Source organism: Amycolatopsis melonis (assembly GCF_040064235.1).
Lineage (GTDB): Bacteria > Actinomycetota > Actinomycetes > Mycobacteriales > Pseudonocardiaceae > Amycolatopsis > Amycolatopsis melonis.
The window spans coordinates 248,716-265,958 of sequence record NZ_JBDZYD010000001.1 but is presented as its reverse complement, the minus strand read 5'-3'; the positions used below and the strand labels follow the sequence as shown (position 1 = coordinate 265,958).

The following is a 17,243-nucleotide window of genomic DNA, read 5'->3' as shown; positions in this document are numbered from 1 at the left end:
ACCCCTGCGCTCGGCTGTGCAGGGAGTCGCCGTGATCATGCGGCGCGTGACAGCGCGGGCACCAACCGTTACCCAACCGTACTCAGGAGCGCAGCGCGCCCCGGCGCCGCTGCCATTCGGTGACCACACCCAGCCCGGCTTCGATCTCCTCGGTGAGCAACGCCGTCAGCTGCGCGGCGACGTCCGCGCCGAGCAGCTCCCCCGCGCGGTCCAGCAACGACAGCGCTTCCCACGGTGACGTCGCCAGCGAGTCCACCGTCACGCCTGGATCGGGCGGCGTCAGCCCCTCCTCCAGCCCGAACCGCCCGGCGGCCAGCAACGCCGCGACTACGAGGTGCGGCTGCGCGTCGGCCCCGGCGAAGCGGAACTCCAGCCGACGGTTCTCCCCGGCACCGGCGACCCGCACCGACGCGGTCCGGTCGTCGTGCCCCCAGCGGACCTCGCGCGGGGAGAACGGCGCCGTGCGCAGCCGGACGTAGCCGTTCCACGTCGGGGCCCACACCGCCGTCAGCGCCCGCGCGTCGCGGAGCACCCCGGCCAGGAATCCGCCCAGCAGCGGGGTTTCCGAGCCATCCATTGTGGACAGCGAGAGGTGCACGTGCCCGGAGTTGCCCTGTCCCGGCTCCGGCGCCGCCAGGTAGTCCGCGGTGACGCCGTGCCGCGCGGCGACCCGGCGCACGATCAGCTGCTGCAGCAGGACGTCGTCGCAGGCGGCCAGCGCGTCCCGGTGGCGCAGCACGATTTCGTACTGCCCCGGGTGACACTCCGCGCGCGCCGACTCGACGCCCAGCCCGGCCTCCTCCAGCGCCGTCCGGAGGTCGCGCAGCAGCGGCGCCAGGCGTTCGGTGCCGCCCACCGCGTAGTCGACGCCATGGCCGGTGAGTGGCTGGCCCTGCGCGTCCCGGAACACGACCTCGTGCTCGATGCCGACCGACGGGACCAGGCCGAGCCCTTCCAGCGCCGCCAGCTGGCCACGCAGCACTTCGCGCGGCGCCAGCTCCGCGGCCTGGCCGGACGGCCACTCCGCATCGCACACCACCGCCCAGGTCCGCTCGCCCAGCGGGATCGCGCTCGCCGCGTCGGGCCGCATCCGCAGGTCGCCGAAGCCGTCGAGGTAGCCGCCCAGCACACCGGCGGCAGGCAGCGGATCGCGGGACGGCGTCCACGCGAAGACGTAGCTGCAGACGCCGTACCCGTCGTCGAGGACTTCGGCGGCGAACGGCGCGGCCAGCTCGACCGCGGCGAACCGGGCGTGCGGGTCGGGCACCAGCAGGAGCAGCCGCGTGCCGTCTTCGGCGAGCACGCCGCGCAGCACCGCCTCCCCCGCCGCGGCCGCCGCGCGCCGGGCGGCCAGCGACCGCGGGCCGGCGGGCCGCGCGAAGGCCGTCACCAGGCGCCGCCCGGGTCCGGGGCGTGCAGCGGGTTCGGCACCCGGCCCCACCGGACGTCGAACTCGTCGTCGCGCTCCACCTTGTCGAAGCCCTGGCCGGCGAAGTGCTCGCGGTTGAGCGTCACGCGCTCGACGTCCGGGGCGAACAGGCGGCACGCGTCGAACCGCGCGGCCAGGTCCGGGTTCTCGTCGCGGTAGCGGCCGACGATCTCCCGTACCGGCGCCCAGAACGCCGCGCGCGGCAGGCCCAGCTCGTCGAGCAGGACCTCGGCCCAGAACCGGAACTGGCCGGAGAACACCGAGCTGAACAGCGACTGGGCGAGCAGGTGCGCGGGCCAGCGCAGCATGTCCGCCGCGGCCTCGGGCGGCAGGCTCTCGTAGCTGGCGAGCTGTTCGTCGAGCAGGTCGACGCCCTGGGCGAAGTCCTTGATCAGCACGCGCTGCGGGAACCCGGTGGCGTCGGTGACCAGGACCAGGTTCTGGCCGTGCGGGCAGAACCCGACCCCGTGCCGCAGCAGCCACTGCAGCAACGGCGTGAGCAGCAGGTCGAACAGCCGCGTCAGCCACCCCACGGGATCGCGGTCGCCGATCAGGTGAGCCAGTACCGAAACGCCGTCGGGGCCGCGGTAGGGCAGCGCGGCGAACGAGAGCGCGCGCTCCCCCTCGGCGAGCTGCGCGACGAGCGGCTCGCGCCACAGGGCGCCGAGGGTTTCGTGGAACCGGTACGGGAGTTCTTCCAGGTGCCCGAACAGCGGATGCCTGACCGACACGCTCGCGACCTCGCCGAGCAGCCCGAACCGGTACTTCTCGGTCAGCAGCGGGTCTTCCGCGCCGATCCGCCGCAGCCACGACGTCACCGACGGCCCGGCAAGCGTGGCAGCGGAGTTCAGGCCGCGGTAGACGAGGGTGTTGCGCACCGACACGGCGGTCTTGACGTCGTGGCGATGCGGGGTGCTCACGTTCGCCAGGGTCCGGACCGTCTGGTGCGGCCGGTAGGCGTCGGTGCTCTCCCCCAGGTCGACGACGACGCCGGTGGCGAGTTCGGCGGCGTAGAGCGTGCCGAGGATTTCGTCGGCCTGCCAAGGATGGACCGGCACCCAGACGTAGTCCTCGGGCGCCCGCCGCGAGAACTCCTCCCGCAGACCGCCGAGTTCGTGGTCCAGCAACGCATCCCGGCTCAGCTCGCCGACGCAGCGGAACTCGGCGTGCGCGGGGTGGACGGCGAACCAACGCAGCCGGACATCGGCCCCGGACTCCGGCGCGTAGCGGGCGCGGTCGGCGGCGGAGAACCCGACGCGGCCCTTGTTGAGCACCAGCCGCGGGTGCCCGGTGAGGTGCCCGTCGGCGACGTTGTAGTCCATCGTGGACAGTTCCGCAGCGGACGGCGCGCGGCGCAGTCGGGCAGCCTCGTTGGCGACCGTCGCGGTCAGCTCGGCCAGGACGTCGGCCAGCCGCAACCCGGTCAGCCCCAGCGTTTTCCGCGCGTCGGCGACGAGGGTGCGCGGGTCGGTGACCGGCTCGCCGTTGCGGCGGGCGCTGCCGGGCTCGACCGTCCACGCCTCGAAGGCGCCGCGGCGGGCCCGGAACGTGTAGGTGACGCCGTCCGGGAGGTCCAGCCGGTAGCCGTCGCCGTCGGCCACGGGTTCCAGCATGTGCTCGTAGGACAGCTCCCCGAGCATCTTGTGCACGATCAGGGCACCGGCCGCCCGCCAGGCGGCCGCCTCGTCGATGCTCACTTCTCCTCCAGGCCGAACGTGGTGAACGCGGTGCGGTCGGGCAGCTCGTGCACGGTCTTGCCGCACACGGCGTTGAGGATCACGGCCGCCCGCCACGCGCCGAGGCCGAGGTCGGGCGCGCCGGGCCCGTGGGTGTGCCGTTCGGCGTTCTGCACGAACAGCGACCCCGGCACGTCGAGGGCGACGCGGTAGTCGGCGCCGACGACCAGGCGGCCCTGCCGGTCGCGGCGGACGGCGTCGCCGAGCCCGGCCAGCAGCTTCCCGGCCGGCGCTTCGGTGTACCCGGTGGCCGCGACGACGGCGTCGGTGCGGACGGCCGCGGTCCGGTCCTGCTGGGCGTGCCGCAGCCCGAGTTCGATCTCACCGTCCACAAGGGACGCCGAGACGACCTCGACGCCGGGGGTGAGCACGGCGCCGGGCGGGCCGGTGATGCTGCGGCGGTACAGCTCGTCGTGGATCGCGCCGATCGTCTCGGTGTCGATTCCCTTGTACAGCTGCCACTGGCTCGGTAGCAGCCGGTCGCGGACCGGCTCGGGCAGGCCGTGGAAGTAGGCCGTGTAGTCCGGGGTGAACTGTTCCAGCCCGAGCTTGGAGTACTCCATCGGCGCGAACGCGGGGGTGCGGGCGAGCCAGCGCAGACCGTCCACAGTGGATCGGCTGCGCAGCAGGTCCAGCACCACCTCCGCGCCCGACTGGCCGGACCCGACGACCGTGACGCGGCCGGCGTCGAGCAGCTCCTGCCGGTGCGCGAGGTAGTCGGCCGAGTGCAGGGCCAGGACGCCGGGATCGTGCACCAGCGCCCGCAGCGGCTCTGGGATCGACGGCACCGAGCCGATGCCGAGCACGACGTGGTCGGCGAGCACCGGCTCGGTCCCGGTGACGGTCAGCTCGAACGCGTCGCCTGCCCACCGGATGCCGGCCACCTCGTGGCCGAACCGGCACGAAGGCAGCCGCGCGGCGGCCCAGCGGCCGTAGTCGTCGTACTCGGCACGCGGGATGTGGAACCGCTCGGCGAAGTAGAACGGCAGCAGCCGTCCGCGGTCGCGCAGATAGCTGAGGAAGGAGAACGGGCTGGTCGGGTCGACGAGCGTGACCAGGTCGGCCAGGAACGGCACCTGCAGCGTCGCGCCGTCGATCAGCAGGCCCGGGTGCCAGCGGAACTCCGGGCGGGCGTCGAAGAAGACGGCGTCGAGCCCGGCGACCGGGGCGGCCAGCGCGGCCAGGGACAGGTTGAACGGCCCGATCCCGACACCGGCGAGGTGGTGGCGCCTCACGAAGCGACCGGGCTTTCCCGGCCGGCCACCAGCTCGGCACCCGCGGTGGCGGCGATGTGGTCGAGCAGCGGCGCGTAGTCGTCCGCGGTCGTGTGCGGGTGCAGCAGCGTCAGCTTGAGCCACAGCTGGGCGGCGCCGCCGGGCCCGGTCGGGAGCGTGGCGCGGCCGACGACCGCGGTGCCGGCTTCGAGGAGGGCGCGGCGCACGCGCGCGACGAGGTCGTCGTCGCCGGTCTCGTCGGCGACGACCGGCCGCAGCACCACGGTGGACAGCTCCGGCACGCCCCAGAGCCGCAGGCCGGGGTGCGCCTCGACGCGCCGGGCGACCTCGGCCGCGGTGGCGCAGCAGCGTTCGACGAGGGCGCCGAGGCCGTCGGTGCCGAGCGCGCGCACGGTGACGGCCATCCGGAACGCGTCCGGCCGCCGGGACGTGCGGATCGAGCGGCCGAGCAGGTCGGGCAGGCCGGCTTCGGTGTCGTCGTCGGCGTTGAGGTACTCCGCGCGGACGGTGAGCGAGGCGAGATCGGCGGCTTCCCGGGCGGCGAAGAGGCCCGCGGCGACCGGCTGCCAGCCGAACTTGTGCAGGTCGAGGGCGACGGAGTCGGCCAGGTCCAGCCCGGCCAGCTTCGGCCGCAGGACGTCGCTGCACAGGGCGGTGCCCCCGTAGGCGGCGTCGACGTGAAGGCGGGCCCCGGCACGGCGGCAGACGGCGGCGATCTCCGGCAGCGGATCGAGCGTCCCGGTGTTGGTGGTCCCGGCGGTGGCGACGACGACGCTGCCCGGGGTGAGGACGGCGGCGAGGGCGTCCGGGAGCATCCGGTCGCCTTCGCAGGGGACGACGACGGGGGCGGGCAGGCCGAGCAGCCAGGCCGCGCGGGCCACGCTGTGGTGGGCGTTGGCCCCGCAGAAGGACTGCACGATGCCGGTTTCGCGGGCGAGGAGCAGGCCGAGGAGGTTGGACTCGGTGCCGCCGGTGGTGACGACGGCATCGGGGGACGCGGCGCCGGGGTAACACAACCGGGCGATTCCGGCGGTGAATTCGCGTTCGAGTTCGCTCGCGACGGGAGCCTGGTCCCAGGAGTCCATCGAGGGGTTGAGCGCACTGGCAACGACATCCGCGGCAACGGACACGGCGAGCGGCGGGCAGTGCAGGTGGGCGGCGCAGGCCGGGTCGGCGGGATCGGCCGAGCCCGCGGCCAGCAGGCGGCAGAGTTCTTCGAGGGCGGCTTCGGCACCGACGCCATGGCGGGGCAGTGCGGCGGGCGGCGCGGGATCGGCTACGAGCGCGGCCGGACCGCCTGCCGGAACCGGGCCGCTGCGCTCGGCCACCAAGGCCGCGGGCGGCGCAGCCGGGCCGCCTGCCGGAACCGGACCGCCGCGCTCGGCCACCAGCGCGGCGGGCGCCGCGGGCTCGGCCACCAGAGCCGCGGCCACCGCAGCCGGGCCGCCTGCCGGAACCGGGCCGCCGCGCTCGACCGCCAGCGCGGCGGGCGCCGCAGGCTCAGCCACCAACGCCGCGGGCTCACCGTGCTCGGCCACCAGAGCCGCCGCCACCGCCGCCGGTCCACCGGCCGGCACCGGGCCACCGCGCTCCGCGACCCCCGCCGCCATCCCGCGTAACGCCGCCGGAATCAGCTTGCCGAGCCGTTCTGCGCCGCCGTTGCCTCCGGCCAGCCCGTCTCCCCGCATCGACCCCTGCCTTTCTTAGGGTTGCCTTGCCTACGCTGCGCAACAGTACGGCGACCGACGGCTGCCTGTCATCCGGCCCCGTCCAGCATGCTCGACCGGGTGGCGGGGACGCGTCGGCCATCGGGAGTAGGTTCACCGCGAGGAGGTGACCACCGTGCCCGCGACCCGCTGGGACGTCCTGCTCGCGATCGGCGCCGGCGGCGCGCTGGGCAGCCTCGCCCGGTACGGCATGTCGGTGGCGCTGCCGCACGCGCGGGGCGAGTTCGCCGTCGCGACGCTGCTGACCAACGTGCTCGGCTGCCTGCTCATCGGCGTCCTGATGGCGATACTGACGACCACCGCCCGGCCGCACCCGCTGCTGCGGCCGTTCCTCGGCGTCGGCGTCCTCGGCGGGTTCACGACGTTCTCGACGTTCGTGACCGACACGCTCGACGCGGCGACGACCGGGCGGCTCCTGGGATCCTTGGCGTACCTGGCCGCGTCGGTGGTGCTGTGCCTGACGGCGGTGACGGCCGGGCTGACGGCGACACGCGCGGCGAGGAAGGGACGCTGATGGAGGGACCCGCAACCCGGCTGACGATCTACATCGGCGAGGACGACCACTGGCACCACAAGCCGCTCTACCACGAGATCGTCCGGCGGGCGCGCGACGCCGGCCTGGCGGGCGCGTCGGTGCTGCGCGGCGTGGAGGGCTACGGCGCTTCGTCGATGATCCACACGACACGGATCCTGTCGCTGTCGGAGGACCTGCCGGTGGTGATCGTGATCATCGACGAGGAGCGGAAGCTGCGCGCGTTCCTGCCGCAACTGGACGAGCTGATCGGCGAGGGACTGGTGACCCTCGACAAGGTCGAGGTGGTCCGGCACGTGGGACGGCCGGAGTGACCCTGGTCCTGGTGGCTCTCGGCGGCGCGGCGGGCTCGGTGCTGCGCTACCTGACCGACCGCCGCGTCCAGGCGTGGCGCGATTCGCCGTTCCCATTCGGGACGCTGACGGTGAACATCGCGGGCTCGTTCGTCCTGGGCTTCCTCAGCGGCTGGGCCCTGTACGGCGGCCTGCCGTCCCCGGTGCGCTCGCTGGTGGCGGTGGGATTCTGCGGCGGGCTGACGACGTTCTCGACGTTCGGCTACGAGACGGTCCGGCTGTTCCTGGAGAAGACGCGGCTGTACGCGGTGCTCAACGTCGTGGCGACGGTACTGGCGGGCCTGCTCTCCGGCGGCCTCGGCCTGCTGCTGGCCGCCGCGCTCTGGTCCTGACCCGGATCAGGACCGGTCCGGGCGGCCCAGCCGCCGCTGCACCCGGCCGAGCGCTTCCGTCAGCCGTCCGGCCGCGCCGCCTTCCCTGGCGGCGCGGCGTTCGAGCTTCCACTCCACGTACTCGGCGAGGGTGCTGTCCCGCCACTTGCGCTTCACCCGGCGGCGTTCGCGCAGGATCCGCTGCTCGGCCGCTTCGGCGCGGGCCTCGTCCGGGAGTCCCGTCGCCGCACGCAGGGCGAGGCTTTCGCGTGCCCGGTTGCTGCGGCGCGCGAAAGCCTTGCTGCGGGGGAGGTTCTTGCGCGACGACTTGTCGTTCTCGCCGTACGTGTCGCGACGGTCCTTCAGGTAGCTGAGCCGCTTCTTCTCCTGCGGCGTCTTCCGCCTCACCGGCGCGGCGCCAGCCCGCGCACCTGCTCGAACGGGTCCTCGCCCGTCGGCAGCAGCGCGATCACCGGGGTCGTCAGCCCGTTGTCCACATAGGACTGGACCTGCTCGCGGCACGACTCCACGCTGCCGTGGATCACCAGCTCGTCGACCACCGAATCCGGGATCACCTGGTTGGCCTTCTGCCGGTCGCCCGCCGCCCAGGCCTCGTGCATCGGGGCCAGTGCCTCGCCGCGGCCGAGCCACTCGTGGAACGCCGCGTACACCGGGACCGTCAGGTAGCTGGAGATCAGCATCCGGCCCAGGCCGCGGGCCGCCTCCGCGTCCTCGGTCGGGCACACGAAGATCCGGGCCGCCAGCTCGACGTCCGGCCCGACCTCGGCCCGCACGCGCGGCACGTCCGAGGCCGCCAGCCAGTTCGTGATCGCGCCGTCGGCTTCGCGGGCCGCCAGGCGGAGCATGCCCGGGCGCAACGCCGCCAGCATGATCGACGGCGGCGGGTCGGCCGGGCGCTCCAGGCGGAACTTCGAGACCGCGAACGTCTCGTACTTCTCGGTGACCTTCTCCCCCGTCAGCGCCGCACGCAGGAACCGCAGCGTGTCCCGCGAGCGCGCGAACGGTGCCTCGAAGGCCGCCGCGTTCCAGTTCGACACGATCACCGGGGACGACGCGCCGATGCCGAGGACGAACCGGCCCGGCGCCAGCTCCGCCAGCGTCGCCGCCTGCATCGCCAGCAGGCCCGGCCCGCGCGTGTACACCGGGACGATCGCCGTGCCCAGCCGCAGCTGCGGCGCCCACTGCGAGGCCAGCACCAGCGGCGTGAACGCGTCCGTGCCCGCCGTCTCGGCCGTCCACGCGTCGGTGTAGCCCAGGTCCGGCAGCTGCTCGACCAGCTCGCGGTGCGCCGTCAGCGGCACCCCGGTCAGCGGAATCGTCAGGCCCCAGCGGCTCATGCGCTCTCCTTCTCGACGCTGGACAGCTCGCGCAGCAGCCAGTCCACCTGCGTGCGCATCAGGTTCTCCGCGACCTCTTCGGCCTGCGGCGTCATGTGGGTGGCGCCCGCCAGCGGCAGGAACACGTGCGGGCGGCCCTTCGCCAGCAACGCCGACGACAGCCGCAGCGCGTGCGCGACGAACACGTTGTCGTCGGCCAGCCCGTGCACGATCAGCAGCGCCCGGCTCAGCTCGCCGGCACTCTCGATCAGGGAGTTGTGCGCGTAGCTTTCCGGTTCGTCCTGCGGTTTCCCGAGGTAACGCTCGGTGTAGTGGGTGTCGTACAGCGACCAGTCGGTCACCGGCGCGCCCGCGACCGCCGCGTGGAAGACGTCCGGCCGCCGCAGCACCGCCAGCGCCGACAGGTAGCCGCCGTAGGACCAGCCGCGGATCGCCACGCGTTCGGTGTCCAGCTCCGGGAACTGCGCGGCGGCCGCCTGCAGCGCGTCGACCTGGTCCTGGAGGGTTACGTCGGCGAGGCGCCCGTGGATCTCGCGCTCCCACACCGCGCCGCGGCCGGGGGTGCCGCGGCCGTCCGCCACCAGCACCGCGAAGCCCTGGTCGGCCAGCCACTGCGAGGTCAGGAAGGCGTTGCGGCTCTGCAGGACGCGCTGCGCGTGCGGCCCGCCGTACGGGTCGAGCAGCACCGGCAGCCTGCCCTCGCTGGGCTCGTACCCGCGGGGCAGCAGCAGCGCCGCACGCAGGCCGCGCTCCCCCAGCGTCAGCCAGGTCAGGTTCGGCACGATGTCCGGGTCCACAGTGGACGACTTGATCGCCGCGACCGGCTCGCCGTCCCGCAGCACCGAAACGCGCGGGCCGCTGTACTCCAGGCTCCACGACGAAAGCACGGTGAGCGCGGCGGTCCCGGCACCGTGGTGCACGCCATCCACAGTGGACAGACGGCGGATCGACGAACCCTCGGTGCGGAAGACGTGGATCTGCGTCGGGTCCGCTTCGGACGCACTGAAGAGGATCTCGTCGCCGACGTCGAGCACGGACCGCAGCTGCAGCCCGGCCGGGGTGACGGCCTCGCCGCCGACGAACAGCCGGTGGTCCCCGTCGACCATGCCCTCGGTGACCAGGCGGCCGTCGGGCGTCCACGCCGGGACGCCGCCGACGATGTCGATCCAGTGCTGGTCGGTGGCCGTGTGCACGACCGACGTCGAGCCGTCGGCGACGTCCACGGCGAGCACGTCCATCCGCTTCTGGTCGCGCGGCTGCACGGCCAGCAGCGGCGGGCCGCCCGCCGACCAGTGCACCGAGGCCAGGTACTCCCAGTCGCCGCCGTCGACGTCCACGCGGGAGCCGTCGAGGCCGAGGATCGCCAGCGTCACGACCGCGTTCGTGGTGCCCGCGGCCGGGTAGGCGACGACGTTGGCGGGATTCTGCGGGTTGGCCGAGTCGGCGATGGTCCAGCGCGGCACCGGGCCGCGGTCGGCGCGCTCGGCCAGCAGGCTGTGCCCGTCCGGGGACCACCAGTAGCCGCGGGTGCGGTCCATCTCCTCCGCGGCGATGAACTCGGACAGGCCCCAGGCGACGTCTTCGCTGTCTTCACCGGCCAGCACGCGGTCGTCGCCGGTGGCCAGCTCCAGCACGTGCAGCCGCCGGTTCTGGACGTAGGCGACGTGCGTGCCGGTGGGGTTGGGCCGCGGGTCGATGACCGCGCCGTCCACGCGCAGCGTCACCTCGCCGGAGGCGAGATCCAGGGTGTAGAGCTTGCCCGAGAGCGTGAACACCGCGACGGTGAAGCCCGCGTCGACGCCGTAGTGGACGACCCCGCCACCGGTCTCGCGGGCCCGCTCGCGCCGCGCCCGCTCCTCGGCGGGCAGCTCCTCTTCACCGGGCAGCAGCTCGGCGGCGTCGACCAGCTTGGTCTCGGCGCCGGTCGCCAGGTCGGCCGACCAGAGGCTGTGCCGGGGATCGGTGCCCGACTCCGCGCGCAGGAACAGCACGCGGGAGCCGTCCGGGGCGACCCGGAACTCCTTCGGCGCGCCGAGGGTGAAGCGCTGGGTCCGGGCCTGCTTGCGGAGGAACGGGAGGTCGTCGACATCGGTCACGCCCGCACTCTTTCAGACGCTCATGCCGGTACGCCAACACCCTTCAGTCTCGCGAGTTCCGCGCCGGCGTCGAAGCCCGGTTCGGGGAACCGCGGCGCCAGCTCGGCGAGGGTCTCCACGAGCAGCTCGGCGACCGCCCAGTTGCGGTACCACTTGTGGTCGGCGGGCACCGCGTACCACGGCGCGTGCGCGGTCGACGTCTTCTCGAAGATGTCGGCGTAGGCCTGCTGGTAGGCGGGCCAGTGCCCGCGTGCCTCGAGGTCACCGGGGTTGTACTTCCAGCGCTTCTCCGGCGTGACGAGCCGGGCCTTGAGCCGCTTGAGCTGCTCTTCCGGCGAGATGTGCAGGAACACCTTGACGACGGTCGTGCCCGCTTCGGTCAGCTCCTTCTCGAAGGCGTTGAGTTCGGCGTAGCGGCGGCGCCGTTCGGCCGCGGTGAGCAGGCCGTTGACCCGCGGGACGAGGATGTCCTCGTAGTGCGAGCGGTCGAAGACGCCGATCTGGCCGGGCGCGGGCAGCTGCTTGCGGATCCGCCACAGGTAGTGGTGCCGCTGCTCGGCCGCCGTCGGCTTCTTGAACGCGGCGTAGCGGACGCCCATCGGGTTGACCAGGCCGAGCACGTGCGACACCGTGCCGCCCTTGCCGGAGGTGTCCATGCCCTGCAGCACCAGCAGGACGCTGCGCCGTCCTCCGCCGACGCCCTCGGCGAAGAGGGCCTCCTGCAGCGCGGACAGCCGGTCGGCCGCGTCGCCGAGCTTGGCGAGAGCCTTGGCCTTCTTGCCGGGCCCGACCGGGATCGACCCGGGGTCCGGCAGCTCCCCGTCGATGCGCAACGCGTCCCGGACCCGGCTGCCTGCATCCTTCTTCGCCATCTCGCGACGATAACGACTCCCCCGCCGGTTTTCCTGTCGAGCGCGCGGCGCAGCGAATCGAGGGTCGTGTCCGGAGATTGCGCAACGAACAACGGGTGAAAGCAACGATTCCCGGCTGAACTCTGCGTCTCCTGCCTCTAACCTGAACGCATGACGACGTTCGCCGGCCGGGAGACCGCCGCCACCACCGCTGCGAGCTTCATCCAGCTCGACGAGCAATGGAGCACGCACAACTACCACCCGCTGCCCGTCGTGATCGCCGAAGCCGCCGGCGCCTCCGTGACCGACGTCGAGGGCCGGTCCTACCTCGACTTCCTGTCCGGGTACTCGGCGCTGAACTTCGGCCACCGCCACCCCGCCCTGATCGCCGCCGCCGTCGAGCAGCTCGGGCGCGTCACGCTGACGTCGCGGGCGTTCCACCACGACCAGCTCGGGCTGTTCTGCCGCGAGCTGGCCGAGCTGACCGGCACCGAGCTGGTGCTGCCGATGAACTCCGGCGCCGAGGCCGTCGAGTCCGCGGTCAAGGTCGCGCGCAAGTGGGCCCACCAGGTCAAGGGCGTGCCGGACGGCACCGCCGAGATCATCGTGGCCGGCTCGAACTTCCACGGCCGCACCACCACGATCGTCTCCTTCTCCACCGACGAGACCGCCCGCGCCGACTTCGGCCCGTTCACCCCGGGCTTCGTCACCGTGAAGTACGGCGACGCGGCCGCGCTGCGCGACGCGATCACCCCGCGCACGGCGGCGGTCCTGCTGGAGCCGGTGCAGGGCGAGGCCGGCGTGATCGTGCCGCCGGATGGCTACTTCGCCGAAGTCCGCTCCGCCTGCGACGAGCACAACGTGCTGCTGATCGCCGACGAGATCCAGTCCGGGCTGGCCCGCACCGGCACCGTGCTGGCGCTGGACCACGAGGGTGTCCGCGCCGACGTCTACACCCTGGGCAAGGCGCTCGGCGGCGGCATCCTGCCGGTGTCGGCGGTCGTCGGCCGCCGGGACGTCCTCGGCGTGCTCAAGCCGGGCGAGCACGGCTCGACCTTCGGCGGCAACCCGCTGGCCTGCGCGGTCGGCCGCGCGGTGATCAAGCTGCTCTCGACGGGCGAGTTCCAGCAGCGCTCGGCCGAGCTGGGCGCCCACCTGCACGACCGGCTGACCGCGCTGATCGGCAACGGCCTGTCCGAGGTCCGCGGCCGCGGGCTGTGGGCGGGCATCGACATCGCTCCCGGCGGCCCGTCCGGCCGCGAGGCGTCCGAGGCGCTGTCGGCGCGGGGCGTGCTGTGCAAGGAGACGCACGAGCGCACGCTGCGGGTCGCGCCGCCGCTGGTGATCACCCGCGAGGAACTGGACCGCGGCATCGACGCGATCGCCGAGGTCGTCCGCCCCTGAAACCACCGGATGCCGCCGGGTGAGCCTCCCGCCCCGGCGGCATCCGGGAGCACAACGCCGGGTTCGCGCGTTGTGCCCGGTATGGGATGGGTGGAGCGGCCGCTGGCGGGCACCGAGAGCGTGACCCCGGCGGAGCTGTACGAACAGGGGAAGCGGCTGCGGGAGAAGACCCCGGTGACGCTGCACGACCACGCCGTCGCGGCCGCGGACCGGCCGACGCCGGAGCAGTACTTCGCGGCGACCAACGCCGGGCGGCTGCCGGAACTGGTGCAGCTGCGCCGGGAGCGGATGCTCGCCTCGCCGTTCACGTTCTTCCGCGGCGCGGCCGGGCTGATGGGCGCCGACCTCGCCGGCACGCCGTCGTCCGGGGTCACCGCGCAGCTGTGCGGGGACGCGCACGCGGCGAACTTCGGGCTCTACGGCACGCCCGAGGGCAAGATCGTGATGGACATCAACGACTTCGACGAGACCGTCCCGGGCCCGTGGGAGTGGGACCTCAAGCGGCTCGCGGCCAGCCTGGTGCTCGCCGGCCGTGAGGGCGGCATCGGCGAGTCCGGCTGCCGCGAGGCCGCCGAAGACGCCGTTAAGTCCTACCGCCGGACCATCCGCGCGCTGGCCGAGCTGCCGTTCCTGCGGTCGTGGAACGCGCTGCCGGACTCGTCGGTGCTGTCGAAGGCGCGGGCGGACGAGCTGATCGACGACTTCGCCGACGCGGCCGGGAAGGCCCGCAAGAACACCAGCGCGAAGGTCGCGGCGAAGTGGACCGAGCGCGTCGACGACCACGAGACCGGCCTGTCACGGCACCGGTTCGTCGAGGACCCGCCGGTGCTGACGCACGTCAGCGAGGAAACGGCCGAAGCCGTCGCGACCGGCCTGACGTCCTATGTGGACACCCTGCGCGAGTCGCGCCGGACGCTGATCACCCGCTACCGCCTCGCCGACGTGGCGTTCCGCGTCGTCGGCATGGGCAGCGTCGGGCTGCGCAGCTACGTCGCCCTGCTGCACGGCAACGACGACGAAGACCTGGTGCTGCAGGTGAAACAGGCCCAGCCCGCCGCACTGGCGCCGTACCTGGGCCTGCCCCCGGCCGCCCACGAAGGCCGCCGCATCGTCGACGGCGCCCGCCTGGTCCAGGCGGAAACGGACATCCTCCTGGGCTGGACCACCATCGGCGGCGTGCCGTTCATCGTCCGCCAGTTCCGCAACCTCAAGGGCGACCTGAACCCGGCGGAGCTGGACAAGAACCACCTCGACGACTACGGCAGGCTCGCCGGCGCGCTGCTGGCCCGCGCCCACACGCGCTCACTGCACCCGAAGCTGCTGTCGGGGTACTTCGCGGAGGATTCGGAACTGGACGAGGTTTTGGGCGCCTACGCGGTCCGGTACGCGGACCGGACGGAAGCCGACCACGCCGCCTTCGCGCGAAGCTGACCGCCCGGGTCCGCGGTCACCTCCGGTGTCGCGTGCCTCAGCCCACCAGGGCGGCGACGTCCGCGGCGCAGCCCCAGGCGAGGGTGATTCCCGCGCCGCCGTGGCCGTAGCAGTGGACGACGTCGTCCACGCGCTCCAGGCGGACCTCGCGGCGGAACGGGCGCAGGCCCACCAGGGACCGCAGCACCTTCGCCTCCGCCAGGCGGGGCTCCAGCTCGCGGCAGCGGCGGAGGATGTCCGCCGTCACGCCGGGGTTCGGCTCGGTGTCGCCGCGGCCCGGCTCCTCCGTGCCGCCGCACACCACGTGCTTGCCGTGCGGGATGACGTACGTGACGCCCGGGCCCGTCTCGTCCACCGCGAACCCCGGCAGGCCCGGGTCGGTCAGGTGCACGACCTGGCCGCCGACCGGGACCATCGAGTCGTCGCCCGCCAGGCGGCCCGCGCCGAGGCCCGCCGCGTTGACCACCACGCCCTGGCCCGCCAGCGACGTCACCGGCCGGTACTCGACGCGCACGCCCAGCGCGGTGACGCGGTCCAGCAGCCAGGCCAGGTACACCGGCGTGTCGACCAGTGCCGTGGTGAACTCCAGGCGGTCGCCGTCGCGGACCGGGTCGGTCATCGCCGTGAGCCACTGCGGGTCGTCCTCGCCCGCCGCGAGGAGGACGCGGCCGCGGCGGAACCGCACGCCCGGGGCGTCCTGCTCGCGCAGCACTTCGAGCGTCGTGGCGGTCCAGCGCACGATCCGCTCGTCCGGGCGGCGCACCGGCGGGTAGAGCACCCCGCCGGCGACCGCCGAGGTGGACGCCTCCGGCGGCGCCGCGGCGGCGACCGTGACCTCGTGCCCCGCTTCGGCCAGCCGGTACGCGCTGCTCAGCCCGACGATCCCGGCCCCGACGACTGTGACCCGCATGCGCTCCTCCCGAGTGATCTCCCCGCATGGTGGCGCACCCACGGTCCCGGGCGCGCCCCGGGGGCCCTCGCCCGGGTGAGCCGGAGGTCACCGAACCGAAGCCTGCGCGCTGAAAGACGCTTTCGTCTCATCTGGCGCAGCGAAAGGGACTTTCCTCGCATCGGACGCCAGGAACGTCCCTTTCGGCACGCGCCGGCCGGGGGCTCCAGGCCGCATGCCGGGAAGACGCCCGTCGGCCGCGGCTACGCTCGCGCAGGTGAGGACGATGTGGGCACCGGCCGCGGTCTGCGGCGCTCTCGCCCTGCTGCTGGGCCTGCCCTTCGCGGGCGGCACCACCCCCGGCTCGGTCGACGCCGCCGCCGCGGCCGCCGTCGCGCACCTGAGTCCCGGCGTCGTCCGCGTGCTGCTCCTGCCGACCGAGCCGTTCGTGGTCCTGGCGCTGGGCCTGCTGGCCGTCGCGCTCTGCCTGCGCGCCGGACGGCGGCTGGAGGCCGCGCTCGCGCTCGGCGCGCCGCTGCTGGCGATCCTGCTGACCGGGTGGCTGCTCAAGCCGCTCTACGACCGCTGGAAGAACGGCACCCTCGTCTACCCGAGCGGCCACACGGTGAGCCTGGTCGCCGTGCTGACCGTGCTCGTCCTGGTGACGCGCCGGGTGATCGTGGTGGTGCTGGCGGCCGTCGCGCTGCTGGCGGCCGCGGCCGGGCTGGTCGGGATGGGCTACCACTACCTCACCGACGTCGCGGGCGGGACGCTGTTCGCCGTGGCGGTCGTGCTGGCTACCTGGCCGGTGCCGCGTCGCGCGCCAGCGCCGTCAGGCGGCTGACCGCGCGCAGGTACTTCTTGCGGTAGCCGCCGTTGACCATCTCGTCGGTGAACAGCGACGGCAGCGGGTCGCCCGACACGACCACCGGGATCGCCCGGTCGTAGAGGCGGTCGGCGAACGCCACCAGCCGCAGCGCCACGTTCTGGTCCGGTGCCGGGTGGATGCCGCGCAGGTGGACTCGTGTCACGCCGTCCAGCAGCCGCCCGTAGCGCGACGGGTGCAGTGACGCCAGGTGCTCGCAGAACGCGTCGAAGTCGTCCACAGTGGACCCTTCGTGCGCGGCCGCCGACTCTTCCAGCGAAGCTGGCGGAACCGGCGGCGGGGCCTCCGGCAGGCCGCGGTGGCGGTAGTCCGGGCCGTCCACGCGGACCACGCCGAAGCGGGCCGACAGCGACTGGATCTCGCGCAGGAAGTCCTCCGCGGCGAACCGGCCCTCGCCCAGCTTCTCCGGCAGCGTGTTCGACGTCGCCGCGACGTACACGCCCGCGTCCATGACCTCCTGCAGCAGCCGCGTCACCAGCGTCGTGTCGCCCGGGTCGTCCAGCTCGAACTCGTCGATGGCCAGGATCCGGTGCTCCGACAGCCGCCGGACGGCCTCGGCGAAGCCCAGCGCGCCGACCAGGTGGGTCAGCTCGACGAACGTGCCGTACGCCTTGGGCGACGGCGCCGCGTGCCACGTCGAGGCCAGCAGGTGGGTCTTGCCGACACCGAACCCGCCGTCGAGGTAGAGCCCCATCGGCCCGGACGGCCCGGCGGTCCCGCCGAAGAGCCGGAACCGCTTCTTCTCGCGGCGTGCCCCCACCTTCGCGGCGAACGCCGAGCAGGCCTCGACCGCGGCGGACTGGCTCGGCTCGTCCGGGTTCGGGATGTACGTCTCGAACCGGACGGCGTCGAAGCGCGGCGGCGGCACCAGCGCGGTGATCAGCTCGTCGGCGCCGAGCTCGGGTCGGCGGTCCACCAGGTGCGCGGGCATGGTCGCAGAGCCTAGCCACGCCGCGCACGACGGCGGGCGGGGATGTCCCCCGGTCGAGACGCAGTTCACGCCCG

The 17,243-nt window shown here is 73.7% G+C and carries 16 protein-coding genes; 6 read left to right on the top strand and 10 right to left on the bottom strand.

What is annotated here, in order from left to right; all coding sequences use genetic code 11:
* Positions 1-82: 82 nt before the first annotated feature.
* The 4 genes from ABJI51_RS01225 to ABJI51_RS01210 are packed head-to-tail and all read right to left on the bottom strand — an operon-like array spanning position 83 to position 6,088.
* Entirely contained in the window at positions 83-1,390 is a 1,308-nt protein-coding gene (locus ABJI51_RS01225; RefSeq protein WP_348946975.1) for a type I glutamate--ammonia ligase, read from the bottom strand.
* On the bottom strand, positions 1,387-3,126 hold the full coding sequence (locus tag ABJI51_RS01220; RefSeq protein ID WP_348946974.1) for an IucA/IucC family protein: 1,740 nt from the start codon (positions 3,124-3,126) through the stop codon (positions 1,387-1,389). The genes ABJI51_RS01225 and ABJI51_RS01220 overlap by 4 nt, the downstream gene beginning before the upstream one ends.
* Positions 3,123-4,400 (bottom strand): lysine N(6)-hydroxylase/L-ornithine N(5)-oxygenase family protein, encoded by a 1,278-nt coding sequence (locus tag ABJI51_RS01215; protein WP_348946972.1) that lies wholly within the window; start codon positions 4,398-4,400, stop codon positions 3,123-3,125. The genes ABJI51_RS01220 and ABJI51_RS01215 overlap by 4 nt, the downstream gene beginning before the upstream one ends.
* A complete protein-coding gene (locus tag ABJI51_RS01210; protein WP_348946971.1) occupies positions 4,397-6,088 on the bottom strand; it encodes a pyridoxal phosphate-dependent decarboxylase family protein in 1,692 nt (563 codons plus the stop codon). The genes ABJI51_RS01215 and ABJI51_RS01210 overlap by 4 nt, the downstream gene beginning before the upstream one ends.
* A gap of 145 nt (positions 6,089-6,233) precedes the next feature.
* Between ABJI51_RS01210 and ABJI51_RS01205 the strand changes: the two genes are divergently transcribed.
* From ABJI51_RS01205 to crcB, 3 genes are read left to right on the top strand one after another with little or no spacing between them, the layout of a single operon-like run.
* Positions 6,234-6,641, top strand: a complete 408-nt coding sequence (locus ABJI51_RS01205; protein ID WP_348946970.1) for a fluoride efflux transporter FluC — start codon at positions 6,234-6,236, stop codon at positions 6,639-6,641.
* Positions 6,641-6,973, top strand: coding sequence for a DUF190 domain-containing protein (locus tag ABJI51_RS01200; RefSeq protein ID WP_348946969.1), 333 nt, complete (start codon positions 6,641-6,643; stop codon positions 6,971-6,973). The genes ABJI51_RS01205 and ABJI51_RS01200 overlap by 1 nt, the downstream gene beginning before the upstream one ends.
* The gene (gene crcB, locus ABJI51_RS01195) at positions 6,970-7,344 is read left to right on the top strand and encodes a fluoride efflux transporter CrcB (protein ID WP_348946968.1); all 375 of its coding nucleotides are present in this window, start codon (positions 6,970-6,972) and stop codon (positions 7,342-7,344) included. Before ABJI51_RS01200 ends, crcB begins: the two co-directional genes overlap by 4 nt.
* 6 nt (positions 7,345-7,350) lie before the next feature.
* Here the strand turns inward: crcB and ABJI51_RS01190 are convergent, their stop codons facing one another.
* The 4 genes from ABJI51_RS01190 to ABJI51_RS01175 are packed head-to-tail and all read right to left on the bottom strand — an operon-like array spanning position 7,351 to position 11,649.
* Positions 7,351-7,731 (bottom strand): hypothetical protein, encoded by a 381-nt coding sequence (locus ABJI51_RS01190; RefSeq protein ID WP_348946967.1) that lies wholly within the window; start codon positions 7,729-7,731, stop codon positions 7,351-7,353.
* Positions 7,728-8,681 carry an LLM class F420-dependent oxidoreductase gene (locus ABJI51_RS01185; RefSeq protein WP_348946965.1) on the bottom strand — a complete coding sequence of 318 codons (954 nt, stop codon included), beginning with the start codon at positions 8,679-8,681 and terminating at the stop codon, positions 7,728-7,730. The genes ABJI51_RS01190 and ABJI51_RS01185 overlap by 4 nt, the downstream gene beginning before the upstream one ends.
* Entirely contained in the window at positions 8,678-10,777 is a 2,100-nt protein-coding gene (locus ABJI51_RS01180; RefSeq protein ID WP_348946964.1) for a S9 family peptidase, read from the bottom strand. Before ABJI51_RS01180 ends, ABJI51_RS01185 begins: the two co-directional genes overlap by 4 nt.
* Before the next feature lie 20 nt (positions 10,778-10,797).
* The gene (locus ABJI51_RS01175) at positions 10,798-11,649 is read right to left on the bottom strand and encodes a PPK2 family polyphosphate kinase (RefSeq protein WP_348946963.1); all 852 of its coding nucleotides are present in this window, start codon (positions 11,647-11,649) and stop codon (positions 10,798-10,800) included.
* A 150-nt stretch (positions 11,650-11,799) separates the two neighbouring features.
* Between ABJI51_RS01175 and rocD the strand changes: the two genes are divergently transcribed.
* Positions 11,800-13,032 (top strand): ornithine--oxo-acid transaminase, encoded by a 1,233-nt coding sequence (gene rocD, locus ABJI51_RS01170; protein ID WP_348946962.1) that lies wholly within the window; start codon positions 11,800-11,802, stop codon positions 13,030-13,032.
* Positions 13,033-13,113: 81 nt separating this feature from the next.
* Positions 13,114-14,463: a DUF2252 domain-containing protein gene (locus ABJI51_RS01165; protein ID WP_348946961.1), complete on the top strand. Its 1,350-nt coding sequence runs from the start codon at positions 13,114-13,116 to the stop codon at positions 14,461-14,463.
* 37 nt (positions 14,464-14,500) lie between these two features.
* Here the strand turns inward: ABJI51_RS01165 and ABJI51_RS01160 are convergent, their stop codons facing one another.
* On the bottom strand, positions 14,501-15,373 hold the full coding sequence (locus ABJI51_RS01160) for an FAD-dependent oxidoreductase (RefSeq protein ID WP_348946960.1): 873 nt from the start codon (positions 15,371-15,373) through the stop codon (positions 14,501-14,503).
* A 265-nt stretch (positions 15,374-15,638) separates the two neighbouring features.
* On the opposite strand from ABJI51_RS01160, the gene ABJI51_RS01155 reads away from it, so the two are divergent.
* The gene (locus tag ABJI51_RS01155) at positions 15,639-16,196 is read left to right on the top strand and encodes a phosphatase PAP2 family protein (RefSeq protein WP_348947654.1); all 558 of its coding nucleotides are present in this window, start codon (positions 15,639-15,641) and stop codon (positions 16,194-16,196) included.
* Here the strand turns inward: ABJI51_RS01155 and zapE are convergent.
* Positions 16,150-17,169 (bottom strand): cell division protein ZapE, encoded by a 1,020-nt coding sequence (zapE, locus tag ABJI51_RS01150; RefSeq protein ID WP_348946959.1) that lies wholly within the window; start codon positions 17,167-17,169, stop codon positions 16,150-16,152. The two genes, ABJI51_RS01155 and zapE, sit on opposite strands and share 47 nt — an antisense overlap.
* Positions 17,170-17,243 lie beyond the last annotated feature (74 nt).